The organism is Candidatus Korarchaeota archaeon NZ13-K (genome assembly GCA_003344655.1).
Lineage (GTDB): Archaea > Korarchaeota > Korarchaeia > Korarchaeales > Korarchaeaceae > Korarchaeum.
The window spans coordinates 1-24402 of record MAIU01000007.1 but is presented as its reverse complement, the minus strand read 5'-3'; the positions used below and the strand labels follow the sequence as shown (position 1 = coordinate 24402).

The 24402-nt window shown below is 56.1% G+C and carries 26 protein-coding genes; 11 read left to right on the top strand and 15 right to left on the bottom strand.

The genetic code is table 11. The features are described 5' to 3' along the window. Positions 1-208: 208 nt before the first annotated feature. From cobO to BA066_01965, 6 genes are all read right to left on the bottom strand, one after another. Positions 209-715: a cob(I)yrinic acid a,c-diamide adenosyltransferase gene (gene cobO / locus BA066_01990; GenBank protein RDD53924.1), complete on the bottom strand. Its 507-nt coding sequence runs from the start codon at positions 713-715 to the stop codon at positions 209-211. Positions 716-721: 6 nt separating this feature from the next. Further along, the gene (locus BA066_01985; protein ID RDD53923.1) at positions 722-4534 is read right to left on the bottom strand and encodes an intein-containing adenosylcobalamin-dependent ribonucleoside-diphosphate reductase; all 3813 of its coding nucleotides are present in this window, start codon (positions 4532-4534) and stop codon (positions 722-724) included. Between the two features lie 217 nt (positions 4535-4751). Beyond that, positions 4752-5288 carry a dCTP deaminase gene (gene dcd, locus BA066_01980; protein RDD53922.1) on the bottom strand — a complete coding sequence of 179 codons (537 nt, stop codon included), beginning with the start codon at positions 5286-5288 and terminating at the stop codon, positions 4752-4754. A 48-nt stretch (positions 5289-5336) separates the two neighbouring features. Beyond that, positions 5337-6383: an aspartate-semialdehyde dehydrogenase gene (asd, locus tag BA066_01975; GenBank protein RDD53921.1), complete on the bottom strand. Its 1047-nt coding sequence runs from the start codon at positions 6381-6383 to the stop codon at positions 5337-5339. Then, positions 6380-7546 (bottom strand): aspartate kinase, encoded by a 1167-nt coding sequence (locus tag BA066_01970; protein ID RDD53920.1) that lies wholly within the window; start codon positions 7544-7546, stop codon positions 6380-6382. Before BA066_01970 ends, asd begins: the two co-directional genes overlap by 4 nt. Then, positions 7537-7857 carry a hypothetical protein gene (locus BA066_01965; protein RDD53919.1) on the bottom strand — a complete coding sequence of 107 codons (321 nt, stop codon included), beginning with the start codon at positions 7855-7857 and terminating at the stop codon, positions 7537-7539. Before BA066_01965 ends, BA066_01970 begins: the two co-directional genes overlap by 10 nt. A gap of 163 nt (positions 7858-8020) precedes the next feature. On the opposite strand from BA066_01965, the gene BA066_01960 reads away from it, so the two are divergent. Genes BA066_01960 through BA066_01940 form a run of 5 tightly spaced genes read left to right on the top strand, consistent with a single transcriptional unit; the run spans position 8021 to position 11512 of the window. Next, positions 8021-8677 (top strand): hypothetical protein, encoded by a 657-nt coding sequence (locus BA066_01960; protein RDD53918.1) that lies wholly within the window; start codon positions 8021-8023, stop codon positions 8675-8677. Further along, the gene (locus BA066_01955) at positions 8674-9312 is read left to right on the top strand and encodes a hypothetical protein (GenBank protein ID RDD53917.1); all 639 of its coding nucleotides are present in this window, start codon (positions 8674-8676) and stop codon (positions 9310-9312) included. The genes BA066_01960 and BA066_01955 overlap by 4 nt, the downstream gene beginning before the upstream one ends. Positions 9313-9319: 7 nt before the next feature. Next, positions 9320-10006 (top strand): ArsR family transcriptional regulator, encoded by a 687-nt coding sequence (locus tag BA066_01950; protein RDD53916.1) that lies wholly within the window; start codon positions 9320-9322, stop codon positions 10004-10006. Next, positions 9957-10595, top strand: a complete 639-nt coding sequence (locus tag BA066_01945; GenBank protein ID RDD53915.1) for a hypothetical protein — start codon at positions 9957-9959, stop codon at positions 10593-10595. The genes BA066_01950 and BA066_01945 overlap by 50 nt, the downstream gene beginning before the upstream one ends. Continuing rightward, positions 10592-11512, top strand: coding sequence for a hypothetical protein (locus BA066_01940; GenBank protein RDD53914.1), 921 nt, complete (start codon positions 10592-10594; stop codon positions 11510-11512). Before BA066_01945 ends, BA066_01940 begins: the two co-directional genes overlap by 4 nt. Before the next feature lie 5 nt (positions 11513-11517). On the opposite strand, the gene BA066_01935 is transcribed toward BA066_01940, so the two are convergent. From BA066_01935 to BA066_01910, 6 genes are read right to left on the bottom strand one after another with little or no spacing between them, the layout of a single operon-like run. Then, positions 11518-11817, bottom strand: coding sequence for a DNA-directed RNA polymerase subunit L (locus BA066_01935; GenBank protein ID RDD53913.1), 300 nt, complete (start codon positions 11815-11817; stop codon positions 11518-11520). Beyond that, a complete protein-coding gene (locus tag BA066_01930) occupies positions 11798-12436 on the bottom strand; it encodes a DUF2067 domain-containing protein (GenBank protein RDD53912.1) in 639 nt (212 codons plus the stop codon). Before BA066_01930 ends, BA066_01935 begins: the two co-directional genes overlap by 20 nt. Continuing rightward, positions 12417-12998: a hypothetical protein gene (locus BA066_01925; GenBank protein ID RDD53911.1), complete on the bottom strand. Its 582-nt coding sequence runs from the start codon at positions 12996-12998 to the stop codon at positions 12417-12419. The genes BA066_01930 and BA066_01925 overlap by 20 nt, the downstream gene beginning before the upstream one ends. After that, a complete protein-coding gene (locus tag BA066_01920) occupies positions 12988-13614 on the bottom strand; it encodes a methyltransferase domain-containing protein (protein ID RDD53910.1) in 627 nt (208 codons plus the stop codon). The genes BA066_01925 and BA066_01920 overlap by 11 nt, the downstream gene beginning before the upstream one ends. Next, positions 13586-14116, bottom strand: coding sequence for a 50S ribosomal protein L16 (locus tag BA066_01915; GenBank protein ID RDD53909.1), 531 nt, complete (start codon positions 14114-14116; stop codon positions 13586-13588). The genes BA066_01920 and BA066_01915 overlap by 29 nt, the downstream gene beginning before the upstream one ends. Continuing rightward, complete coding sequence (locus BA066_01910) at positions 14031-14831, bottom strand: RNA methyltransferase (protein RDD53908.1); 801 nt, start codon at positions 14829-14831, stop codon at positions 14031-14033. The genes BA066_01915 and BA066_01910 overlap by 86 nt, the downstream gene beginning before the upstream one ends. A gap of 29 nt (positions 14832-14860) precedes the next feature. Here BA066_01910 and BA066_01905 point away from each other — a divergent pair, with 29 nt between their 5' ends. Further along, positions 14861-15454 carry a CDP-alcohol phosphatidyltransferase family protein gene (locus tag BA066_01905; GenBank protein ID RDD53907.1) on the top strand — a complete coding sequence of 198 codons (594 nt, stop codon included), beginning with the start codon at positions 14861-14863 and terminating at the stop codon, positions 15452-15454. A 1-nt stretch (position 15455) separates the two neighbouring features. On the opposite strand, the gene BA066_01900 is transcribed toward BA066_01905, so the two are convergent. Then, positions 15456-17675 carry an elongation factor EF-2 gene (locus BA066_01900; protein RDD53906.1) on the bottom strand — a complete coding sequence of 740 codons (2220 nt, stop codon included), beginning with the start codon at positions 17673-17675 and terminating at the stop codon, positions 15456-15458. Positions 17676-17789: 114 nt separating this feature from the next. On the opposite strand from BA066_01900, the gene BA066_01895 reads away from it, so the two are divergent. From BA066_01895 to BA066_01885, 3 genes are all read left to right on the top strand, one after another. Then, a complete protein-coding gene (locus tag BA066_01895) occupies positions 17790-19058 on the top strand; it encodes a hypothetical protein (GenBank protein ID RDD53905.1) in 1269 nt (422 codons plus the stop codon). Between the two features lie 67 nt (positions 19059-19125). Beyond that, positions 19126-19818 (top strand): acetyl-CoA synthetase, encoded by a 693-nt coding sequence (locus BA066_01890; GenBank protein ID RDD53904.1) that lies wholly within the window; start codon positions 19126-19128, stop codon positions 19816-19818. 4 nt (positions 19819-19822) lie between these two features. After that, positions 19823-20029 carry a hypothetical protein gene (locus BA066_01885; GenBank protein RDD53903.1) on the top strand — a complete coding sequence of 69 codons (207 nt, stop codon included), beginning with the start codon at positions 19823-19825 and terminating at the stop codon, positions 20027-20029. A gap of 228 nt (positions 20030-20257) precedes the next feature. On the opposite strand, the gene BA066_01880 is transcribed toward BA066_01885, so the two are convergent. Both BA066_01880 and BA066_01875 read right to left on the bottom strand, forming a co-directional pair. Next, entirely contained in the window at positions 20258-22195 is a 1938-nt protein-coding gene (locus tag BA066_01880) for a 3-hydroxyacyl-CoA dehydrogenase/enoyl-CoA hydratase family protein (GenBank protein RDD53934.1), read from the bottom strand. A gap of 205 nt (positions 22196-22400) precedes the next feature. Continuing rightward, on the bottom strand, positions 22401-22655 hold the full coding sequence (locus BA066_01875) for a hypothetical protein (GenBank protein ID RDD53902.1): 255 nt from the start codon (positions 22653-22655) through the stop codon (positions 22401-22403). Between the two features lie 177 nt (positions 22656-22832). Here BA066_01875 and BA066_01870 point away from each other — a divergent pair, with 177 nt between their 5' ends. Together BA066_01870 and BA066_01865 are read left to right on the top strand one after the other, a co-directional pair. Next, positions 22833-23078, top strand: a complete 246-nt coding sequence (locus BA066_01870; GenBank protein RDD53901.1) for a winged helix-turn-helix transcriptional regulator — start codon at positions 22833-22835, stop codon at positions 23076-23078. A gap of 67 nt (positions 23079-23145) precedes the next feature. Beyond that, on the top strand, positions 23146-24402 hold a 1257-nt coding region (locus tag BA066_01865), incomplete at its 3' end, for a hypothetical protein (GenBank protein RDD53900.1).

The window sequence follows — 24402 nt, the reverse complement described above, 5'->3', positions numbered from 1 at the left end:
TCATTTTGTTCCGACATATTAATGGATTATTTCATCGTGATGTGCAGGGGGACTTGTTGTGCGGAGCGTCGGAGTGGCCCGCGAGCTAGGAGAGGGGGTCATCGAGGGAGCCTGAAAGAGCCCTTCATCGGATGCCAAGAGTCTAAAAAAGCTAACCAGGGAAAGCATACCGGTGAATCCCGATTACATCTGTGATGTCCTGCTGAGTTCAATACTCAATACCCATCCTAGCCAGGACACCCCGATCGTAGGGATGCTTTACCTTCACGAACTCGGTCACGTAGTCAGCTAGGTCATAAAAAGATTTCGGAGCATGCCTTCCGGTCAGAACAACCTCCGTCGATGGGTTCCTGCCCCTGAGGGCCTCTATCACATCCTCTTCATTTAGTAGACCGAGGTGAACGGCCACGTTTACCTCATCAAGCACCACCAACGTATACTTTCCTGATGATAATGCTTCCCTAGCCTCCTCTAATCCCCTCCTGGCCAGCTCGTAATCCCTCTCATCAGCGGAGCCGTTGACTATGAACTTACCGGTGCCGTATTGCCTGACCTCCAGTTCGGGAATTCTGGCCGCGCATTTGAGCTCACCGCTCCTGCCCCTCTTCAGGAATTGTATCACTAGGACCCTACCACCCCATCCTATGTTCCTGAGGGCCAGGCCAAAAGCGGCCGTTGTCTTTCCCTTCCCGTCCCCTGTGTAAAGATGTATCATACTACATCACGTGACGACGCAAGCCGACCATCCGCAGTCGAGGCAGGTGACGCAGTCCTCCCTGTGAACTATCCTCGTGCTTCCGCACTCGGGGCAGGTCTCAACATGATTTGGCTGAGGCGTCGGTTGCTTGAAGACAGGCTGAACCAAGGGCTTCTCCTCAGACTTGGGCTTCCTCAGCTGGGGCATCTCTATGCCGAGAGATCTCATCATCTCGAGCGTTTTGTTCTCGATGAAGCTGACGTACTCCCCTCTCCTCTGGGTGGGTGTCACCAGCACCTGAGCCGTCTTGGAGCCATCCCTGTACACGGTTATCCCCTTCAATCCCAGCCTGTGGGCGAACAGGTAGGCCTTCTCTATGTCAGAGACGGAGACCCAGGAGGGCATGTTTATGGTTTTGCTGACGGCCGCGCATATCCACTTGGATATCTCCGCCTCGGCCCTTATGTGATCCCACCATGGTATATCGTAAGCCACCAGGAACACGCGCTGCATCCTCCTGAACTCATCCTCCTTGCCCTCGGGAGGCTCGATCCCTTGGATGGATCCCCCGTTCTCGGAGACCTCCCTCAGGAGCTTCTCGCTGTAGAGACCGTTCTCCTTGAGCTGCCTCTCGAACTCAACATCCACGTAGAAGAATGAGCCCACTGTGACCCTCTTCTCGAAGACTAGGGCAAACTGCGGCTCTATTCCTGAAGAGACGTCTGCTATCATTGATATCGATCCCGTTGGCGCTATCGTAGTTACCTCGGCATTCCTTATACCGTGCCTCATCACCTGCTCGCGCAGGTGATCCCAATCGAGGTTCCACATCTCCGGGTGGTAGAATCCCTCCACGGGCATCTCACCATTAACGTAACCTGATTTCTGGAATAATGGGAAGCTTCCCCTCTCCTTCGCTCTCTCAACGCTCTCAAGCATCGCAAAATATGTCAGATACTCCGCTGCCTTCCTCATGAACTCGAACCCCTCCTCGCTGTTGTAAGGGATTCCCAAAGCGTAAAGCGCGTCAGCCAAGCCCATCATGCCCAAGCCGACCTTCCTGGACTCCTTGGTCCTCCTCTCTATTTCCTCGATCGGAAACTTGTTGACATCTATCACGTTATCCAAGAACCTCAGGGCCACCCTTATGCTCCTGGAGTAATCCTCCCAGTCGAAGTATGTCACCCCGTTCTCCCTTCTTATGAAGGCGTAGAGGTTCATGCTCCCCAGGTTGCAGGACTCGTAAGGATAGAGAGGCTCCTCCCCGCAGTTATGACTCAGGAGGCCGTTTCCCACGTACTGATGGTAGATCGGAACGGTGAAGTCGTAGAAGTCCACCGGACCGACTTCCTCAACGGATCTAACCGTGACAAGCGGGGGATCGACCTCAGCCTCAGTCGACAGGAGACCCTCAAGCTTAGCTATGCTCTCGAAACCTATGAGCTCCTTGAACATCCTCAGGCTGTACCCCCTTATGATCAGCTCGTGGCATCCACCAACGCGGCGACTCGCCTCACCGCCAACCGTATCGCAGGGAATTCCCTCCCGCAATCCCTCGTGAATTTCCGATGCTATTCCGAATGTCGTCAGGAGAATCTGAACTTCCTTGAGCATCTCCAGGTCGTTGCTTGCGAGTCTGACGCTCCCATCATCGCTCACACGACCCTCAGCGGTGAAGAGGCCCCTCAGGAAGGATGCCAGGGACCCGGGATTCAGTCTCCAGACGATCTCAGGAAGCCCCCCATTCCATCCCCCCTCACCGAAGGATCCCATGAGGCCCATCAAATTCCTGTAAACGGCTGTTCCCTCATCATAACGCACCTCACGCTCGCTCCCGCTGAGAACGCGCGTATGGGATAGCGGGTTCCCCCCGAGCCTCTCTATCCCCCTCCTCACGCGCTCCTCGGCCGCCGCCTCACCCTCACGGAAGAACCAGGCGGCTTGATGCTCATCGAGGGAGCCCCCACCTAGGAGCCACCCCAGGGCGAAGGCCACATCATCTTCCAGATCACAGCTCCCCCTGTAGCTGCTCTCCAAGAACCACGGATGGAGCCTGCTCACCACTATCCTGTCCCCGGGCTCGAGGTCCCTGGCCCTCTTCCACCCCCGCTGGGTCAAAAGCCTGTGATCGTGCGTGACCATCAACTCATACCCTTCCTCGGTCCTAACCAACAAGCCGGGCTTCTTGCCGACGTGCCAGACCCAAGCCTCAACCTCCTTGGGAATCAGGAGCCTCAACTCGTTACCTTCAGCATCTCTGTATACCATCTCCTCCCCATCAACTGTTAATAGCCTCGTCCTGTAAGCTCTGGGCTCACCACCCTCACCGAGCAAGCTCTCATCGACGGCCACGGCCCTCACGTGGCCCGAGAGCCTGGCCCTAAAGAAGAGCTCCTCCGCCCTGATCCATCCCTCCGGTGTCAGTATCCTCGTATCTCCTGAGACGCAAGGATTCGTGGACTTTATCTCCCCTAGGTACTCCCTCAGCACGTTCCTCCTGTTTATGTTATCGGCGAACAGGACTCCCGGATCGCCGGTCCTCCAAGCCATCTCGGCGATCTTCCTGAAGATCTCCCTGGGATCCAGGGTTGCCCAGACATCACCGCTCCTGGGGTTGATCAGCGGGTACTCCTCACCGCTCTCGTAATACCTCCAGAAGTCCTCGGTTATCATCACCGACAGATTGAAGTTCTCCAGGTTGCCGGGCTTGGCCTTGGCCTCGACGAACCTCACTATGTCGGGATGCCATATCTCAAGTATGCCCATGTTGGCGCCTCTCCTCCTCCCGCCCTGCTTGACCACGTCTGTGATCACGTCTATGATGCGCATGAAGCTCACCGGACCCGAGGCCTGGCCCCCTGTGGACCTCACTATGTCGCCCTGGGGCCTCAGTTTGGAGTAGTTTATCCCAACCCCCCCACCGGACTTGAATATGATCGCGGCCTCCGTTGCGGCCCTCATTATGGATTCTATGGAGTCCTCTATCGGAAGCACGAAGCATGCTGACAGCTGACCCAGCCTCGTGCCCGCGTTGAACAGCGTCGGTGAATTTGGTAAGAACTTCAGGTCAACCATCAGCCTGTAGTAGTTGAGGAAGTCCTCGTAGTGGTGATCGAACTCCCCCCTCCTCAGCATCTCGAGGAAGGTCGACCAGCTGACCTTCATCTTACGCTGGGAATTGAGTTCGTCGTAGAGGGCCTTCATCCTCTCCAGATGATGACTGTTCCAAGTGAAAGGTGGAGCTAGGTGATTCTCCGGATCCCCTCCCATCAATCCAAGCTTTCCGGCCCACTCCTCTGGGTCGAACTCCTCATAGGGATGAATCTCCTGATTCCCCTCCTTGTCGAACACCTTGGGGTCGTAGAGCACGTCAGGTATCACTATCAAAGATGCTATCCTGATGAACAGTCCCTTCGGATCCTCTAGGAACCTTCCATCTGGGCCCTTCTGAAGATACCTGGTCGCCAAGAGCCTGATGGCATTGAGGGAGAGCCTCTTATCGATATCATCGACGTAGTCCTTTCCTAGGATCGCCATCTTTTCCTTCCTTATCTTCTCCCTCTCCTTCCTGTAGACTATGTACGCCTTAGCGACCTCGAAGAGGTCGTACTTCATCAGGGCCAGCTCGACTATGTCCTGTATCTCCTCGACGTGGGGAGGCCTCTCGTCCGTGAACGTCTTTTCTATCACATCCAGCACGTATCTGACAACCTTATCCAAGACAGCCTCATTGTAGCTGCCGACCTCCCTCATTGCCCTCTCGATTGCCCTCCTGATCCTTGAGGAATCGAACTCAACGATTCTACCGTCCCTTTTGATTACCTTCGTTACCCTCATCCCGCTCCTAGCCAGAGAGGGAGCTACCGATTTATGAACTGTTGAGTCACGTTTCTACTCTGAAGGTCGGGAAAAATCATCATCTATTTTTCATTTCCACCTAATAGGGGTATGGTGAGCTACCCTCAGTCGTGAATTCCATGAAGCCCTTCACCATGCCGATTTATGCGGGGTAAAAAGAGTGAACCGCGTGAGGCCCCGACCGGGTCCGATAGCGCTACGGTTTTTCCAGTTTCTTGGGCAAGGTAACTCCTCTCTGTCCCTGATAGGCTCCTGAATAGGGTATCTCAACCCTCCCCTCCGTCCGGAAGAAAACCACGTGAAGGAACCTCAATCCCCTGTAGAGCTTAACTGGGGCCGGCCTGGTCCACATGACCTCTATGGTCAGCTGTCCCTCGAAACCGGCATCCACTAGTGTGGGGGCCGCTATGAAGCCCCATCTCGCTATGGAGCTCCTCAGCCCGCAGAGGGCAGCCACGTCGTCCGGCATCCTGACGTACTCCTCCGTGACGAGGAGGATTGATGTGTTCCCCGGCACTATTATCCCATCCTCGGGTATCCTCCTCACTGTGAAGTGGAGAGAGGGATCATCCTCCGTCGGATCTATCACCTCACCCCTGACTATGGGAAAGGCTATCTCCGGACCTATCCTCATGTCAACCCCGTTCTCCCTTATGGAGTCCTCGTAGAGCGGGATTATGGATAGCCTTCCCTCCTCTATCAAAGACCTTATCGCCCTGTCGGGTAACAGCATGCTGGACACCCATCTGGTGGAGAGGGGAAAATATTAAGGGAGACAGGATCAGATGATCCCCTCGGAGCGCATGAGCTCCGCCAAAAGTATGGCGCCGCCAGCCGCGCCCCTTATCGTGTTATGACCGTGAGTCAAGAACAGCAGATTCCTCTCATTGGCACCTCTCCTCACCCTGCCGACCGTCACACTCATGCCGTTTCCGTTAAGCCTGTCGTACCTGGGCTGGGGCCTGTCCTCCTCCCTCCTCACCAATATGACCCTCTCCGGTGAGGAAGGAAGTCTTCTTATCCCCTCTCCGGGATCGAAGCTCTCCAGAATCCTGATGGCCTCATCCACTTCCACCTCCTCCTCGAACTCTGCGTGAACGGCCACTGTATGTCCATCCCTCACGGGAACCCTCACGCAGGTCGCTTGAACGTCGAAATCCGCCTGCCTGATGGAATTCCCCTCGACCCTCCCCAGTATCTTCTTGGACTCCCTCTCCACCTTCTCCTCCTCCCCGCTTATGAAGGGTATCAGGTTGTCTATGATGTCATAGGATGGAACTCCCGGATAGCCAGCGCCGGATACCGCCTGATAGCTTGCTATGTCGATCCTCCTTATCCCGTACCTCTCATGAAGGGGCTTCAGGGGTATGACTATCATAGTCGTCGTGCAGTTCGGACTCGCGGCAGCCGGTCCCAACCCCCTCCTCTCCTGCTCCTCTATCAGCGAGAGGTGATCCCTGTTAACCTCAGGAACGACCAGTGGAACGATTGGATCCATCCTAAGGAAGCTGGCATTGCTGACCAGCGGTATCCCCGAGCTCATCAACTCCCTCTCTATCTCGGCCGCCTCTCCTGATGGAAGGGCTGAGAACACGAGATCCACCCCCTTCAGGTTCCTCAGATCCGTCTCCACTATCGTCAGATCCCTCACGTAATCGGGCACATCTCCCCCGAGCAACCAATTCACCGCATCTCGATACCTCTTACCGACGCTCGTCCTCCCAGTTATCGTGGTTAGCTCAAACCAGGGGTGCCGCTCGAGCATCTGAACGAACCTCTGGCCAACGACCCCCGTGCCGCCCAGCAGAGCCACCTTCAAGCCGCTCACCCCAGGATGGATCTGAGCTCGCTGGCTGCTAGCTCTCTCTTATCCCAGTCCAGGAAGATAGCTATCTTGTTGTGAACGGTCTGCAACCCATATATGTTAATCCCCATCGATGACAAGGGCTCGGACACCTTGCTTATAACCCCGGGTATCTCCTCTATCGACCCACCCCACACCTTAACCATGGCCAGATCCTTCTTGACAGATATCGCCTTAACGACACCTCTCTCGACAAGATCATGAAGCTCCCTCACGGCCTCCTCAGGAGAGCTGTCCAAGTAGAGTATCATGGCCCTATCCAACTTGCTCTCCGAGATGAGGCCTCCCAACCTCACCTCAGGGTAATCTCCGTTCAGGATGAGGGTAAGCATGCACACGGGCCTATCGTGAACATCGACCCTGAGCTCCGGGATGTGACCCTCAACTATGGTTCCACCCCTGGTGAAGCTCCCCTCCTCAATCGAGACGACCCTTATCCTCAGCGCCGGGCTCATGTAACGCAACGCCTTATGGTGCAGCACCTTCGCTCCTCCCATGGAAAGGGCGAGGGCCTCCTCAGCGTCCAGCTTGCTGATGCTCACAGCCTTGTCTATTAGCTTGGGGTCGGCGCTCATTATCCCCTTAGAATCCTTAACCAAGATCACCTCATCGGCCTTCAGGCAGCTAGCTAGGACGACGGCCGTCGTATCGCTCCCGCCCCTCCCCAGAGTGGTGAGCTTACCCTCCTTGGTCCTGCCTATGTAGCCGCAGATCACGGGAACCTTCTTCCCAATTAGAGGCGCTATGTTTGAGATCACAGCCCCGCAGGTCATATGCATATCTGGATTGGCATCCCCGTGGCTTCCATCCGTGTAAATCGGCCATAGAGGCGAGCAGGGGTCCACGGCGACGGAGGGAACTCCGAGCGACTCCAGGGCCGCCGCCATCAGCCGGGCCGATAGCACCTCACCGAGCCCGGCCACGGCATCGAGCATCTCCCCAGACGCTCTCACCCTCCTGGCCATCTCTATCAGGCTGTCCGTCTGTCCCTTCATCGCTGAGACCACCAGGACCATTTCGTTTCCGGCTTCGAAGTCCCGCTTGACCACCTCGGCCGCTCTTATGAAGTCCTCTGGCGATGAGAGGACCGAGCCCCCCAGCTTCACCACGACCCTCTTCACCACCATCTCACCCCGCTGAGGGCCTGCGCTATCACCTTACCGGCCTCGGTCAATCTTATCGGATCTCCATCACCGAACTCTATCAACTTCAGCCTTCTCAGGTCTCTGAGGGCAAACCAGAATGATGATAGTGGTATTTTGAGTTCCTCATTCGCTATCTTGGCCATGGAACTGGCTGAGAGCTTGTTCTCATATTTGAGGGTCAGTGTGAGCACTGCCTTCTGTCTGGGGCTCAGCTTGAAGAGACCGAAGAGGACGAGGGCCTCCCTGAGGGAGGGCTCTATCATCGATATTGGCGGGGCATCACCACGCCCCATTGGCGGGGCCTCACCTGAAATTGGCGAGCCATCACCATCCCTCCTGCGGAGTTCGCTCCTTCACCCCTCCCAATTTAAAAAGTTGACGCTCCCGCTGGGTTGCAGTGGTCAAGCTTATTAAGAAGAGTTCTTTAACTTACTTAACAAAAGGTGAAGGAGAGGGTTGGACGGGCTAGAGGACATGCTCTACAGGGTTGGTAAGCTGCTCATCTCCCCCAGGGAGGCTCTTTACGTGCACATTGTGGAGGGGCACTCCCTATCACTGCCCCTGCTGATATACATAACCCTGAGCTTCTCGCTGACCTCCCTCCCGATCAAGGCGTCCTGGCTCCTCCTGGGGCCTCCGGCGACCTCAATGATAATCCTTGATTTGCTGCCCGAGATATCGGGGGTGATAGGAGTTGCCTTCTCCATTTCTTGGCTAATCCTCTACGTCACTATGATTCACGTGACCGCCAGGATCCTCGGATACACGAGGGGGAGATGGGAGGAAACCCTTTGCGCGGTGGCCTACTCGATACTCCCCCAGTCCCTGACAGCATTCCTCATGGGGCTCTCCTACATCTTCATAAGCTACGAGCTTCTCCTTACATCCCTCGCGTTCCTCTGCCTTGCATCGATATGGTCAGCCTACGTGATAGTAGAGGGTATCTCGCTGATCTATGAAGCTAGCACGCTTAAATCATTGCTCATCTCACTTTTGATCCCCCTCTGCATGATAGCATCCTCGCTGGCCCTCCTCTCGCTCCTAGGCCTCCCGGGACTGGTCTTGATGCTTGTATCGCTGACGACCCTCTACTACTGGAGGGAGGTGGGATGATGGAGGAGAAACTTGGCGTCTTCCTGCTCGCCCTGACGTTCCTCTCCTTCTCCATATCGCTCATCCCATTGGGATACGCTGGCTATGGATCCTCCGAGGGGAGGGTCATCCGCCTAGACGGTGGGAGAGATTTGATCATCTCCCTGGAGGTGGGGAGCGTGGAGCTTTCGAGGACAAACGAGTCCCATCCTTACGCAGTTGTCAGGGGATTCCAAGTGACTTATTCGGGTGACGGGAGGATAGACGGCCTCGCGGGGAGATTTCAGGTCTACGTTCCCGATGGTTGGGAGGGCTCCCTGGAGATACGCCTGAGGTACGGGAGCGTCCTCCTAAACGGCACCCATCTCAAGTCCATATCTATATACATGAACTCGGGCACCGTAGTCGGTGATTTCACAGCTCTGAGCGAGGCCAGGGTTAGCTTGAGGCTTGGCTCTGTCTCCCTAGTGCTCAGGATTCCGGAGGACTCCGAGCCAAGGGTTATGCTGCATTGCGCGCGCTACTCGCTCAGGTACGACGGCAGGGTCCTCTCGGGCTCCAGCTTGGAGGCCCTCCTCTGGAGGGGAGGTCGCCCCCTGCTCATAGAGATAAATGCGAGCTCAGCGGAGTTGAGCTTGTTGAGGGGAAAGGGTTGATGGGAAGTTGTACGAGAGGATGAGAGTTTACAGGGCTAAGAAGATGCTGGATGCCTTGAACAGTGAGAGCAAGCTCAGGATACTGAGGAGGCTGCTGGAGGGTCCAGCCTCCGCGACGGACCTGGCTAACGAGTTCGGCCTCACACTGCCAGCGATCACGCTTCACCTCAGGGATCTGGAGGAGGCTGGGTTGATAAGGATCGTCGAGGTGAGGAAGGGGAAGGGGAGGCCAGCCAAGCTTTATGCGATCAGGAGCAAGAGGATAACGCTTAATATATACCTGGATGAGCTCCTGGAGCTGCCTGAGGAGGAGGAGCTCGATGCTCTGGTGAGGGAGTACGTGAGGAAGAAGGTAGAAGGGGGTCTGGGTAAGGTGACGATAGCGGACGTGATGGAGACGCTATCGGTGAGCAAGACCGTAGCGGCGGCCGTTGTGGAGAGGATCCAAGCGGATCCATCCCCCCTCCTTGAGGCGCTCGGTAAGAGGATACTGGGAGAATTGGGAGAGGCCAGAACGGCGGTGGAGCTCGCCAAGAGGCTTGAGGTGGAAAGGTACTGGATCTCCAGAGCCCTGGAGGTTTTGAGGAGCAAGGGGCTGATAGAGGTGAGGGGAGGCAGGGTTTTCAGGGTGGAGGGAGGTCCGAGTGGAGGGCCTGATTCAGGGGATGACGGAGACGGTGAGGCTATGGGTTAGGAGCTTGGGGGCTCCGGGAATATTCCTTGGGGTCATGGTGGAGACGCTGGTCACTCTCATACCCTCACCCCTGGTCCCCATGGTGGCCGGCTTCTCCCTCATCCCCAGAGGCTCGAGCCTCTTGGACGTCCTGATTTACTCGATCGTGGTTATAGGGATCACCGGGGGCTCAGCCGCCACCCTGGGGGCCTTGATACATTACTGGATGGGGCTCTACGGTGGGAGGGCGATCGTGGAGAGGTACGGTAAGTACTTGGGGGTGAGCAAGGAGGATCTGGAGAAGTTCTCATCCATTTTGGGTGAGAAAAACAGGAATTTCTCCCTCCTTCTGCTCCGAGCTGTCCCCGTGTTCCCCCTATCTGTCGTGTCCATAGGGGCCGGGATCCTGGGGATCGAGGTGCTCCCTTACGCAGTGGTCACGCTGCTCGGCTCCCTGATCAGGTACTCCCTCCTCGGGATCCTGGGGTTCATCCTGGGTGAGGCCTACGATGAGGCTTCCTCATGGCTAGACAGCTTTGAGAATCTCCTCATAGTGGCTGCTATAATAATCCTCCTGATCTATCTGATCCACAGGAGGGGGCGTTCATGACGTCAGCGTGCTGCGAGTTCCTGGGGAGGGTGTTCGCGAGGGAGCTGGGAGGTAGGCTCAGGAGGATCGAGGTGAGGGAGGTGAGCGATCCAAACGATCTGAGGAAGTTAGTTGACGTGCAAGTATCGGCATGGGGCATGGGAAGCGATAGGACGGAGGCTGTCCCCTCACATGTCCTGAAGGCCGCCTCCGATAACTCCGGGGTTGTGGTGGCGGCTTTCGATGTCGACACTGGGGAGGCCCTGGCCTTCGCCTGGGGCTTCCTGGCGAAAGATGATGAGGGACCGTACCATTACTCCCACCAGAGCGCCGTGGTGGAGGGGGCCAAGGGGTCCGGCTTGGGCTTCATAGTGAAGCAGGCCCAGAGGGAGGCCGTCATGCTGAGGGGGATCAGGAGGATGAGGTGGACCTTCGATCCCCTTCAGGCCCTGAACACGAGGTTCAACCTAGGGAAGCTGGGCGTGGTCAGCTGGGAGTACGCGATCAACTACTACGGCTACATGGAGGACTCCCTCAACAGGGGATTGAGGACCGACAGGCTGAAGGTCTGGTGGTTCCTGGACAGCGAAAGGGTTAGGAGGAAGGCCAGGGGTGAGCTCAGGTCCCCGGATTACGGGAGGGCTCTGGAAGCTGGAGCGGAGGAGGTCATTGTCTTCGATGACAGGGGCAGGCCCTCGGGTTTCAGGAGGGTGGATAGCGACCTCGTGATGATAGAGATACCCAAGAACCTGGGTGAGGAGAGGGCCAAGGGAACGGTGACCCTATGGAGGGAGAGGGTCGCTGAGGCCATGATCCACTACATGAGCAGGGGATACATTGACTTCGAGGCCGTGAGCGATGAGGAGAGCGGGAGGGTCTTTCACCTGCTATGGAGGAACTCCCTTGAGGAGATACTCAGGGGAACTCCCATAGGTTGAGCGATTTAGCCCTTCAGGTTGCTCATCTGCTCGAGGAAGCTCCTCTCGACCTCCTCGTATTTCCAGATCAATCTCCTGACGGAGTCCCTCAGCACCTCCCTGGGATCCATGCCCTCCCTCACCCTGAGGAAGAGGACGGACTCCTCCTTCAGGGGATGGGGAACATCGTAGCCAGCGAACTCCACCTCCTCTAGGGAGTTGAGCTCATCCACCAGGGGATCCAGCAGAGTGTAAGTTTCCCCGCGCACGATCAACCTTATCTCGTTACCCGATACCTTCACCACCTCAACCTCCAAGGTGATCACCCTCTATCAGCTTCCTCCTCAGCTCCCTCATCGCCACATCGGGATCCACCCTGAAGCGCCAGATCCCCTCCTCATCCCTCTCCAGGAAGCCCTCCCTCTCGGCTAGCTCCAAGACGTCCGTGGGTGAGGCCCCCGAGCTAACGGCAACGGCCACCAGAACCTCCCTGGCCTTCCTTTGCCTGACCTCATACTTTATCTCCTCCAGCAGGGATCTGAGCTCGGACATCAGGTCTTTAATCTCCTCAGGCTCCAGTTCCGTGAACAGGAGATCCCCTCTCCATTGAGCCGTCAGTCCCGCTGCTTCTAGGGAGAGCGTGAGGAGGCTCATCGACACGCTTCCGTGCTCAGTCAACCACTCGGATGGGTACCTGTAGAGATTGCCCACGGGGTTCCTGATCACCTTGAAGTTCCTGTAAGATCTTCTCACGAGAGATTCCGCTTCCCTGAGCTCCTCTCTATCTCCGAATATTGTTATCTTCAATCCTGAGCTCATGGAGTATTTGCAGGAGTAATTCCTTCCCTCCATCCTCCTCTCCAGATATTCCAAGAGGTCTGAAAGCTCGGATGGGCTTATCGAGAGGACCAAACTCCTCTTTCCCTCATAACCTCTCCTTAGCATGCTTTATCAACCCTTCCTTGAAGGGGTTCCACCCGTACCTGCTGCTCAACTTCTTATCGAGGTATATCCTCCCGCAGCCCCTGCATATTAAAGTGTATCCGACCCCCCTGTCTAGGGTGGAGCCGCAGGTCTCGCATATGCTCCTGATGACCCCGAGCTCGCCGGAGCCGCTCATCGTGACGGTCACCTGACCGTTCTCAATGCTCTCAATCATCACTATGACCAAGTCGCTGGGCCTGGCCCCTAGGTTGGATGCCCTCTTCGGCATGTTGGCGTGCACTGGTGGTATCAGGACGCCGACCCTGGGCCTCAGCAGCAGCGTCAGGAGCAGGTTGAAGTTGTTCCTATCCGCGCTCCTGATCTCACCTAGAGCAATCTCCCCGGGTCTCAACGGTAATATGGGACTCCTAACTGGCCTAACGGAGACCTCAAGGTCTTTTAAATTCAGGAAACCCAGGTAAGAGGAGTATATCACGCCCCCAGCCTCGAAGACCCCCTCCCCCTTTATGTACTCCTCTACCACGCCTATCCTCTCCCCGGGCACCACCAGGTTACCCCTCATGCCGCATCACCTCGAACCTGAGCAACTCCACGGGTATCCTAACCACCCTCCTCCTGTGGTAGGGGAACACGCGCTCGAGGGGGAATGGCCACCTCTCCACGTGAGTGAGAGAGGCTCCCCTCTCAAGCGCGAACCTCCTCAGGAATTCGGAGTTCCCAGCCATATGCAGGGAGTAAGTGACCTTGGAGTTCCTCAGGGCGACTTCCAAGAATAAGGTGTCCATGTGCCTCCTCCTGGTTCCGAAGGGGGGGTTCTGCACCACGGTGTCGACCCTCTCGGAGAAGTCCCGAACATCCATCACTAGGAACCTCACCCTACCCGAGAGGCCTAACCTCTCGGCGTTCATCCTCGCGATCTCAACGGCTTCTGGGTCTATGTCTATGCCAACCGCTTCCGAGGCCCCATATAGCACGGAGCCTATCGCGAGCACACCGTTACCGCAGCCCAAGTCCGCCACCCTCCTCCCCTCGAGGTCGCCGAACATGCGGGACATGTGAATCATCGCAGCGGCGAGGCTGGCCGGGGTTGGGCACTGCTCCAGCTCGGGCTTGGGATTCCTGTATCCTTCCAGCTGCTGCAATACTATTTCAAGCTCCCTCTTCGTCCTTACCTCCATCCAGCCTGACCACTTCTATCCTCGTCATGTAGGGTATCTTCAGCTTGGCCAGCTTCATGCAGTACTTGGCCACCTCGAGATGGGGGGAGTTCACCCTGATGAACATTATGACATCACCCCTACTTATCTGAGCCGCCCTGGCGTCCGGCTTACCGAAGGCGAGCCTCATCCCCTTCTGAAGCCTCTCAGCCTTGTGGACGCCAGCCATAGCGTGTTTCCTTAGTATGTGATGGGGGTAGTGCACCACCTTGAAGAAGTAAGCATCCTCTGATGGCACTGCCCTCCTTATCTGGGACATCACGGTCATCCTGGCTGCCTCAAGCGCGTTGCTCCTCACCTGAAAGCTTGCCTCGGCCACCAGCCTCACCTCGTACTCGAAGTCCCCATGGACGTTCCCATGATCGAACTTCGTTATCTTACTGTGGGGAATGCTCTTTATGTATTCCTTCCTTGTGTAGGGCCTCTGAAGGGCCCTGTAGTTCCTGGCTGGTCTCAGCGACATCCCCTTTCACCCTCGCCAGAGCATCCCTCAGAGCCTTTATAATACCTAGCGCTCTGAAGGCCTCCTCGGCCGACATGCCGCAGGGGAATGTCCTCTCCAAGAGGTTCCTTAGGGACTTCATCGTGCGTTCCTTATCCCTCACGGCATCTCCCAGCATGTCTAGGATCTCCCCCAGGTATCTGAGCATCACTTCCCTCGCCTCCCTGGGTACTGGAGCCACCCTGAACCTGGAAGAATCCCTGAATGCCAGGAAGAACTCATAGAGCATTATCGCTGCCGCGTTAGCTAGGTTCAGGGCTGGGTAGTCCTCACTCGAGGGTATCGTCATGACGAGATCGCAAGCCGAGAGCTCCTCCGTCGTCAGCCCAATGGACTCCCGTCCCAGGACAAGGCCGTAAACGGCATCCCAGCTTATGCTCGAGACAAATTCCCTCAGGGTCACAGCCCTCCTCTCGATCGAATACTTGCTCACCCTGGCAGTCGTCCCTATCATGAGATCTATCCCCTCCCTGGCCTCATCCAGCGACGTGAGTATCTCCATCCCCTCGATCACATCCCTGGCCCTCATAGCAGCAGCTATGGCCCTGTCGAAGCTCTCGAACATCGGTCTGATCACCCTCAGTCTCTTGAAGCCGAAGTTCTTCATCGCCCTGGCTATCATACCCACGTTATCCGCCCTCTCGGGCTCCACCAATATGACCACGAGGTCCGGCATCCGGATGGGCGGGAAAAGCGTAAATTAAAATGTGGGGTCCGCGGGCTGGGTGCCGGATGCTGGAGCGTTTGAGGGGAACTTCCTCAAGGCTGTTCGATGGCCTGGCCTGCCTGGCCACTAGGGTTGGTATAAGCGCCAATTTCACGACCTTCCTGGGATTCCTGTCCTTCTTGGCCTCCTCCATCGTGCTCCTACTCAGGAAGCCGTTGCTGGCGTCCGCCTTCATAATACTCGGGGGCTTCTTTGATCTGATCGATGGTGCTATAGCTAGAAGGAGCGGTGACTCCGGACCAAAGGGCGCTTTCATCGACTCGGTGGCCGACAGAGTGGAGGACGGAATGCTCTTCATGTCCATGGGCATGTATGCGAATGATCTGCTCTGGGCAGCGTTGGCGACGCACTCATCCATGCTGGTGAGCTACATAAGGGCCAGATCGGAGTCCCTTGGGGTCAAGGGAACCGAGCTCAGCCTGACCGGGAGGGGGGAGAGGATAGTCCTCTCGGCTATCTTCTGCGCAGCAGATATGGTGAGCCTGGGCCTCATCCTCATAACTCTTCTGAGCTACGTGACCTGCCTGCAGAGGTCCTATATATTCTTCAAGGGAATTAAAGGGAAGGAGTAGGTCACAGCGTGTCCATGTACTCCTCGGCCCTTGGGATCTCCTCCTTCATGCCCTTCCTCCTTCTTATCTCCATAACTATCTGCTCCATCAGATTCTTGGGCAGAGGCTCCCAGTGGGAGAACTTGGTCTGCCAGAAGGCTCTCCCACTAGTGATGCTCCTCATCTCATTGCTGAAACCTCCCAAGGTCTCCCTAACTGGGATATAGCCCTTAACTATGCTTATCCTGCCTCTCTCCTCTATGCCGACGACCTTCCCCCTCTTCTGGGATATCAGGGAAATGACGGAACCTATCAGCTCGGGAGGCGTTGACACCTGTATCTCGTAGATTGGCTCCAGCAGGACGGGATTCGCGCTGAGCATTGACCCGAATATAGCTTTTCTAACGGCTGGAGTGAGCTGAGCAGGACCTCTGTGAGCTGGATCCTCATGTATCATGGCGTTGACGAGTCTTATCGCGACCCCCATCACGGGCTCGCCGGCGAGTGGCCCCTCCCTCATGACCCACATGAAGCCCTGTCTCAGTATCTCCTTGACCTCATCCAGCCTCTGGACTCCTACTGTTCTGTTTATGAATAGGTTATAGTTCTCCTCATCTATCACCCAAACGTTCCTGGCATCCTCCGTATCCATCTTACCCTCCTCCCTGAGCACCCTGGCCAGGGTCCTGCTGTCCATCCTCTCGTTCACCTTCCCCTCCCTTATCAGCGATACCACCTCCTCATTCAGCGGGGAAGCCGTGACCCATATTCTGTTCAGCTTGTTCGGTGACTTCGCCAGCACGACGTCGCTGGTCCCCCTGACGCTCTCCCTGTAGACCACGGTGGGCTCGCTGACATCGAACTCGAGACCGGCCTTGCTCACCTCGTATAGCGATATCTCCAGGTGAAGCTCCCCGGTCCCCTTCAGCAGTATCTCCCCCGTCTCCTGGTTGTGTATCATGACCAGGTTAGGATCCTGGAGCGTGAGCTTCCTCAGGGTGTCGATGAGCTTCGGTAGATCCTGAGGATTCTTCGCCTCTATTGAGACCGTGACCACAGGTTCCGTGACGTATCTTATGGCCTCGAATCCAGATATGACCCTGTCCTTCACCGCCTCCGCCACCACGGTCTCTCCCGAGCTAGCCGAGGTGAGTCCCAGGACGGCCGCTATGTTGCCAGCCGGTATCTCATCCATCCTCATCCTGTAAGGACCCATGTATATGCTCGTCTGTTGTATCTTCTGCTTCTTCTTTGCGTTTATCAGGTAAACATCCTCTCCCTCCCGGAGGGTGCCGCTGAACACCCTTCCGGTAACCACTATGCCGGCGTGGGGGTCTATCCTCACCGCGTTAACCCCCATTATGAGGGGTCCGTTGGGATCGCACTCCCTCAATGCCCTGAAGATCTCCTCATCGTGCTTGTCCTTCCAGAGCTTCTCCACCCTGTAGGATTGCGCCTCCACCGGATTCGGGACGTGCAGGGTGACCATATCGAGAAGGGCCTCGTGCACGGGAATCTCCCTCCTCAGGGCGAGGCCCTCTGGATCCTCAGCGTATATGTCAGCTATATCGGAGAACTTAATGCCCTTCTTAGCGGCTATGGAGTTGGTGAGTCCCCAGCCGTGGAGCGCCGACCCGAAGGCGACGCTGTCGTTGTCCCACCTGACCTTCCACTTCTCCTTGAACTCCGGCTCTGCATAGGCCTCTATCAGGCCGTTGAAATCCCTTATTATCCTGAGTATCTTCTGCTGTACCTCCTGGGGGGATAGCTTGAGCTCCTTTATGAGCCTGTCTATCTTGTTTATGAAGAGGAGCGGCCGCACCCTCTCCTCGAGCGCCTGCCTCGTGACCGTCTCCGTCTGGACCATCACCTCCTCCACCGAGTCGACCACCACTATTGCCCCATCTATCACCCTCAGCGATCTGGTGACGTGGCCTGTGAAGTCTATGTGACCCGGCGTGTCGACCAGGTTTATCGCGAACTCGCTCCCACCCCTCTGGTAGTAGAGGGATATGTTGGCGGCCTTTATAGTTATGCCCCTCTGCTGTTCTATCTCATGATAGTCTAGGGCCCTCATCTCACCGGCCATCTGGTCGCTTATCATGCCCGCCGCCGATAGCAGGTTATCGGAGAGGGTCGTCTTCCCATGATCCACGTGCGCTATGATCCCTATGTTCCTGATGTTCCTGGGATCCCTCATGAGATCCTGGAGGTGATCTATGATCTTCTTGTACTTCTGCAACCCTTATCACCTTCGCCCGGTGGTCGGCCGCTAGGGGGTTAAAAAGGTTTATTACAGGGGGTACCTCCCCCTCCCCCGGGTTTTTAAGTCGTTGGTCCCACGAATCTGGGAGTGATGAAATTGAGCTCGGTGAGTCCAAGCTACTACCAGAAGCTCTTCGGTCTCACCAGAAATCCATTTCTAAGGTCCTCATTGATCGAACTTGAAGACCCGACCTCGATATTCAGCAAGCAGTGGGTGGATGACGTACTGGACTCCCTAGCCGCCGAGACCATGTCCGGAGTGGCATCAGCGTTCGTGACCATCACGGGTCCCCCGGGATCGGGTAGGAGCTTGAGACTCCACATACTAAGGTACTCCTATCACAAGGCCGATCTGGAGGGGATATATCAGGAGATATCTGCTGTGGAGGGTCCAGATGTTATAGACAGCATACTCTCCACAGTCTACGAGAGATCCAGGGGGGTGTCCAAGGCCCTGAAGAAGATCCTTCTGGGGATGCCGGAGACCCTAACAGAGGAGGAGCTCCTAAACCTGAAGGCCTCCCCTGCGGATGCCGGGGACATGATAGTAAGGTCCCTAAACTCGATAGCCCCCACGGCGCTCCTCCTAGATGACGTTCACAACATGCTCTACACGGATGAGAGGTGGTCATTCTTCTTCTTCGAGATGGTCAGGGAGATAGTCTCCGTCATGCCTGAGGGGATACTCATAGTTGCTGCCATGAGCGATGAGGCCTATGAGGAGATAGATAAGAGATTCCCAGCCCTGACCTCTAGGGTCCATGAGAGGATCTCCATCCCTCCGCTCACGGACGATGAGGCAGTCAACCTTGTGGCGAGGAGGCTGAACGTCTTCAGGAGCAGGATCCCGGAGTTCCCCCTGGAGCCCCTGAGCGAGGAGGTTGTCGTGAGCGCAAACAGGGTTGTGGAGGGGGTACCTGGGAAGCTCTTGGACATCCTCTCCAAGAGTTTGGAGGTGGCGGCCATCTTAGGCAGGAGGAGGGTCGATATGTACGTCTTCGACAAGGTGCTGGAGTCTGAGAATGAGGTCATCGACTACGTCAAGAGGGCTCCCCCGAGGATGAGGAGGGAGCTCGAGATAATACTGAGGAGCTTCCATGGTGGTCCCGTGACTCTCGAGAAGGTGGCTATGGAGGCGGAGATACCCATCTCAATAGCCTACTCCAAGCTGGAGGCTCTGGTGGTGTCCGGATTGCTGGAGAAGGATAGGGCCGGGAGGTACTACGTGCCCAAGGAGTCCCTGAGAACTGAGAGCAGGGAAGAAGTCAAGAAGGAGGATAGACCTAAGAGGGAGGAGCAGAGGAAGCTGCCTAGGAGCATATTGAAGCTCAAGAGGGAGAGAAGGGGCTTCCTCTGGTAGTCAGGGGTGTGGCCTCTCGCTGAGTATAGCGTTATTAATTTGTACTTCAGCTAGGGCCGGTGATCCCATGAGCGCCAAGGAGCTGCTCCTCAGGGTGAGGGGGGACGGGAGGAATTTCCTATTGGAGCATGAAGCGAAGTCCTTCATCGCCGAATATGGCATTCCAGTGACCAAGATCAGGCTGGCGAGAAGCGAGGATGAGGCCGTCGAGTTCGCAAAGCAGATAGGGTTCCCTGTCGTCCTGAAGATAGTTTCCCCGCAGGTGATCCATAAGAGCGATGTCGGAGGGGTAAAGGTCAACCTGAAGAACGAGGAGGATGTGAGGAGGGCCTACAGGGAGATACTGGACAATGTGAGGATCAGGGTACCGGAGGCGAAGGTGGAGGGGATCTTGGTTCAGGAGTTCGCACCCGCTGGGGTCGAGCTGATAATAGGGTTGATGAGAGATCCCCAGTTCGGACCAACCGTCATGTTCGGTCTGGGAGGTGTCTTCGTCGAACTCTTCAGGGATGTGTCTTTCAGGGTGGCCCCGCTCTCCGAGCAGGACGCCGAGACCATGATAAGGGAGGTGAAGGCGTACAAGCTCCTCACGGGGTTCAGGGGAATGGAGCCCGTCGACATAAACGCTATAAGAGACGCCCTGATCAAGGTGGGTGAAATAGGTGTTGAGAACGAGGAGATAGCTGAGATGGATCTGAATCCCGTGATCGCATACCCAAAGGGCATAAAGGTCGTGGACGCCAGGATAATCCTGAGGTGAGAGGTTGGCCAGGAAGATATCTGAGCTCTACGAGATGCAGGTTTACTCGAGTGATGGGGCTTTCCTTGGGGTTACGGAGGACTTCACGTTCGATGACGTTGAGGGCAGATTGGTCGAGATGGAGATAAGCACGGGCAAGAGGGGGGAGAGGAGGAGGATATCATACGACTCCGTGAAGGCATGCAAGGACATCTACATAGTGGAGATATGATCCCCCCACTTGCTAAAATAATCCCCCTCCAAGTGGCTTTTTAATGTCATAATTCCATTTTTAGCGAGAACCCTCACCTAACAGATTCCAAGGACGAGCCGCCTGAGGATGCGCTTCCCCATCAAGGGGGGATATCATCCCTTACGAGCTCGTTCATCCCGTTAAAACAGACGCACTTTCCATTGACCTACAAGAATTTAATTGTAAAGAGCCGTAAAAATAAAAAATTTATCTTCCCCTGAACTCCGCCTTCCTCTTCTCGAGGAAAGCGCTCACCCCCTCCCTCGAGTCCTCCGTCGAAAAGACCAATCCGAAGGCCATCGATTCTGCATCATACCTCTGACCGTTTAACAAGGCCTTGTAGATCTCTATTGCCTTAGGAGGTCTCTCTGCTATCTTCATGGCCAGACTTCTCGTCTCCTCCTCGAGTTTCTCATGCCTCACCACCCTGTTAACTAGACCTATGCGCAGAGCCTCCTCCGCTCCTATCATATCCCCGGTGAACAGCAGCTCCTTGGCCTTAGCCGGGCCCACGAGATCGGGGAGCCTGAATGATCCTCCTCCCCCGGTTATTATCCCTAAAGTTATCTCCGGCTGACCCAATTGAGCCCTATCGCTCGCCACCCTGAGGTCGCAGGCCATGGCCAGCTCCAGCCCCCCTCCAAGGGCGAATCCATTTATCATGGCTATCACGGGCTTCGGGAACTCCTGTATCTCCCTGAAGGCTTTATTGAGTTCCTTTGAGAACTCAAAGGCCTCAATAGGTCCCATTTCCTTGAAGTTCCTCACGTCAGCTCCGGCGCAGAAGGCCTTCCCCTCGCCCGTTATCACGACGACCCTTATCTCCTCCTTCCTGGCCTCCCTCAGCGAGGATAGTATGCCAGACACCATCTCCCCATCCAGCGCGTTCAGTTTCTCCGGCCTGTTCAGAATTATCCAAGCTATAGGAGGGGTCTCCCTGTAGATGACGGGCCCGAGCTCCAGCTGCCTGATCCCGTACTCGTAGAAGCCCCTTCCCGACTTGACCCCGAGATCCCCCTTGCTCACCTTCTCCGTTATCAGCGGATCCACCGAGTACTCGGGAAGTCCGAACCTCCTAGACTTGCTTTCTATCATCTCCTTTATCCTATCCAACCCTTGCTCGTCGGCCATCCTCAGCGGGCCCTTTGGGAAATTCAGCCCGAGCATCACGGCCTTATCTATCTCCTCGGCCGAGGCGACGTCGTTCCTCAGGAGCCAGGCGGCCTCGTTGACGGCCATGCAGAGGACCTCCATGGGATCGAAATTCGCATCGGGGTTTGGTGGTATCTGCGGCCTCCCCTTGCTCCAGTCATAGAACCCCTGACCGCTTTTTGCTCCCAGCTTTCCCTCCCTGGGTAACTCGGCCCACTTGGAGCAAGGGGTTATCGCGAAGCCCCTCTTCACCATGGCCTCCATAATGTCCCTCATGACATCCAGCCCTATGTAATCCGAGAGCTCGAAGGCCCCCATGGGGAGACCTGCCCTCCCCTTCAGGGCGGAATCAATTAGACTTATGTCGATATTCTCCCTCTGGGAGATCAGGCATGCCTCGTTGAGCCACCTCACGAGTATCCTGTTTACGATGAAACCTGGGACGTCCTTCTTAACGAGCACCGGTTCCTTCCCCATTGATTCAGCCAGCTCCATCGTGGTCCTGATCGTCTGCTCGGATGTCAGCTCTCCCCTAACCACCTCGACGAGCCTCATTATCTGGGGAGGATTGAAGAAGTGCATCCCGACGAACCTGTCTGGCCTCCTGGTCACGGAGGCCAGCTCCGATATGGGCAGGCTGCTGGTATTGGTTGCGAGTATTGCGTGGGAAGGAGCCAGCTCATCCGCCTCCTTGAAGACCTCCGCTTTTATGCTGAATACCTCCGGAACAGCCTCTATGACGAAATCAGCATCCTTAACTGCGAGCTTCAGGTCGGTCGTCCCAGATATCCTGCTCAGGATTTTCTCCATATCCTCGCCGCTCAGCTTTCCCTTCTCCACGAACTTACTAAGGCTGCTCCTTATCCTGTTAATCCCATTCTGAACGAATCCCTCCTCTATGTCCCTGATGACGACCTCGTAGCCTGACATGGCGGCTACCTGCGCTATACCGTGCCCCATCGTCCCGGCTCCCAAAACGGCTATCCTCCTGATCAATGGGATCCCCTAGCATCAGGGGGAGGGGTCTATAAGAAAAAGTTTGGGTTGATCGACAGCTCTAGGAAAACCCACAAGCGCCCGATATACCTTGAGGGGGGCCTTATTGAACGCGGCTCCTGCTGCGTTATCCAATCACAGGCGGAAGCCTTTTACGGGAGAGGATATGAGAGTTCGTGAATGCCGCAGATGTTTAAGCTAGTTAAGCTAGCGATGCTATCAGATCCTCCTCCCTCAGCTTATCATCCACTGAGAAGAGGTAGAGCTTGGCATAGCCCGCGCCCTCCTCAACCACAGCGACAGCAGGTATCAGGTTACCGGATTCGTCCTCAGCAAGACCCGCGTATATCACGAGGGGTGGGAGCTCGGGGTCGTATACCCTCCTGACCTCGGAGATATCGAGGGACCTTATGCCTGATGGGGGATCGGGGAAATCGGTCCAATCGATCACCATCATGCGACCACCGAGGTTGTGTAGCGGTAATATATTATATCTATGATTCAACGATCAACGTATATCGGGCCGAGTTCCTCTGTCGATCCCCGAGATCCCCCCTGCAGGATATTCTAAAAGATTTTCACATGCTTCCGTGAAAAATTTATAAGCAATCAGGTTCATTGAACAAGGGTCATCATGCCCTGCGGTAGGAGGTCCACCCGAAAGGAGAAGCCCGTGGAAGGTGGGAAGGAGGGGGCGAAGCTCGACGATCTTTCGAAGAAGATACTGGATACCATGAAGAAGCTGGGGAAACCGGTCAAGTGTGGTGATATAGCGAAGGAGCTGGGCGTCCCGGTACAGCAAGTGACAGGTAAGATGAGATCCCTCATGAAGAGCGGTCTCGTGAAGAAGGGGGAAGGAGGGACTTATACCCTAGCTTGATCGCGTAGAGGCCACCACATATCCACAAACTAATTTTTTAGGATCGGGATGCTAGAGGAGGAAGGTCATGAGACTCTACTGGGATCCAGTTGAGAACGTACCCCTTGTCTCAAAGGGCTGTTCGGATGCCGAGCCCCTGATAGTTCCCCTGTCGAGGGTGAGCGATCCCAGACCGGCCAATGAGTGGGACCTCAGGCTGCTGAGGGACACCCTGGACTCCCAGTTTGGGATCGGGACCTATAGGGAGCTCTTAATCAACGACGTCGTCCTCCTGGGGAGGGTCCCATACCTGGACACGGCCTATGAGGTGATAACGGACGGTGCCGTCATGGGGCACCTCTTCTTCGATCTCCTCGAGTTCAAGTGGTACTTCAAGCCGGGAGCACCCTCACTGAGTAGGATAGGGCATAGGATCGAGAGGCTGGAGGTGGAGGGCAGAAGGGGCGATTTCGTGAGGGAGGCTCACCCCGATGAGCCCAAGTACCTGCTGCTGAGGAACGGATTGGCCGAGAAAGTTGGCGATAGGTACTTGGTCGTCAAGGAGTTCAGGTCCTTCAGAGAAGCCATCGATGCCAGGACCAACTGGAGGAAGGTCATAAATATCAACGAGCCCTGCGTGCTCTCGAGGGAGTTCGAGTCCATAAGGATGCTCTGGAGGCTCCCCAAGGGGAGAAGGATTATAGTTTCCTTCTCAGGAGGCAAGGACAGCTCCGTCCTGCTGGAGCTGGTTAGGAGGAGCGATCTCAGCTTCCTCGTCTACTTCAACGATACTGGGCTTGAGCTGCCGGAGACGATGCGCTTCGTTGAGAGGATGGGTTTCGACATAGTGGGGAGCGCCGGCGACTCCTTCTGGAGGAACCTGGATCGCTTCGGTCCCCCTGCCAGGGACTACAGGTGGTGCTGCAAGGTGCTGAAGCTTGCGCCCACCTACAGAGCACTGAAGGGCCTGGGGCCCGCTCTCACACTGGTGGGCCAGAGGAAGTACGAGTCCTCGGCCAGGATGAGGAGCCCTCGAATCTGGGAGAACAACTGGCTGCCCGGCTTCCTGACGGCCGCGCCCATCAATGAGTGGAGCAACCTACAGACTTGGCTCTACATAGCAATAAGGAGGATCGAGGTGAACCCACTCTACTTCGAGGGCTTCGAGAGGCTGGGTTGCTACCTCTGCCCGGCCTCCAGGCTCTCAGATTACGAGAGGCTCAGGGTGAGGTACCGCGACCTCTGGGAGAGGTGGGAGGGATTCCTCAGGAGGTACGCTTCGGAGAGGGACCTAGGCGAGTGCTGGATAAGGTATGGGCTCTGGAGGTGGGTCAACCCCCCGGGG

Coding starts and splice junctions, on each gene's coding strand:
- BA066_01895 (RDD53905.1), top strand. CDS start 17,790: ATGAAATTGAGCTCGGTGAGTCCAAGCTACTACCAGAAGCTCTTCGGT.
- BA066_01985 (RDD53923.1), bottom strand. CDS start 4,534: ATGAGGGTAACGAAGGTAATCAAAAGGGACGGTAGAATCGTTGAGTTC.
- BA066_01890 (RDD53904.1), top strand. CDS start 19,126: ATGAGCGCCAAGGAGCTGCTCCTCAGGGTGAGGGGGGACGGGAGGAAT.
- BA066_01875 (RDD53902.1), bottom strand. CDS start 22,655: ATGATGGTGATCGATTGGACCGATTTCCCCGATCCCCCATCAGGCATA.
- BA066_01955 (RDD53917.1), top strand. CDS start 8,674: ATGATGGAGGAGAAACTTGGCGTCTTCCTGCTCGCCCTGACGTTCCTC.
- BA066_01930 (RDD53912.1), bottom strand. CDS start 12,436: ATGCTAAGGAGAGGTTATGAGGGAAAGAGGAGTTTGGTCCTCTCGATA.
- BA066_01965 (RDD53919.1), bottom strand. CDS start 7,857: ATGGGGCGTGGTGATGCCCCGCCAATATCGATGATAGAGCCCTCCCTC.
- dcd (RDD53922.1), bottom strand. CDS start 5,288: ATGCTGTTACCCGACAGGGCGATAAGGTCTTTGATAGAGGAGGGAAGG.
- BA066_01925 (RDD53911.1), bottom strand. CDS start 12,998: ATGAGGGGTAACCTGGTGGTGCCCGGGGAGAGGATAGGCGTGGTAGAG.
- BA066_01870 (RDD53901.1), top strand. CDS start 22,833: ATGCCCTGCGGTAGGAGGTCCACCCGAAAGGAGAAGCCCGTGGAAGGT.
- BA066_01970 (RDD53920.1), bottom strand. CDS start 7,546: ATGGTGGTGAAGAGGGTCGTGGTGAAGCTGGGGGGCTCGGTCCTCTCA.
- BA066_01920 (RDD53910.1), bottom strand. CDS start 13,614: ATGGAGGTAAGGACGAAGAGGGAGCTTGAAATAGTATTGCAGCAGCTG.
- BA066_01905 (RDD53907.1), top strand. CDS start 14,861: ATGTGGGGTCCGCGGGCTGGGTGCCGGATGCTGGAGCGTTTGAGGGGA.
- BA066_01910 (RDD53908.1), bottom strand. CDS start 14,831: ATGCCGGACCTCGTGGTCATATTGGTGGAGCCCGAGAGGGCGGATAAC.
- BA066_01940 (RDD53914.1), top strand. CDS start 10,592: ATGACGTCAGCGTGCTGCGAGTTCCTGGGGAGGGTGTTCGCGAGGGAG.
- cobO (RDD53924.1), bottom strand. CDS start 715: ATGATACATCTTTACACAGGGGACGGGAAGGGAAAGACAACGGCCGCT.
- BA066_01915 (RDD53909.1), bottom strand. CDS start 14,116: ATGTCGCTGAGACCAGCCAGGAACTACAGGGCCCTTCAGAGGCCCTAC.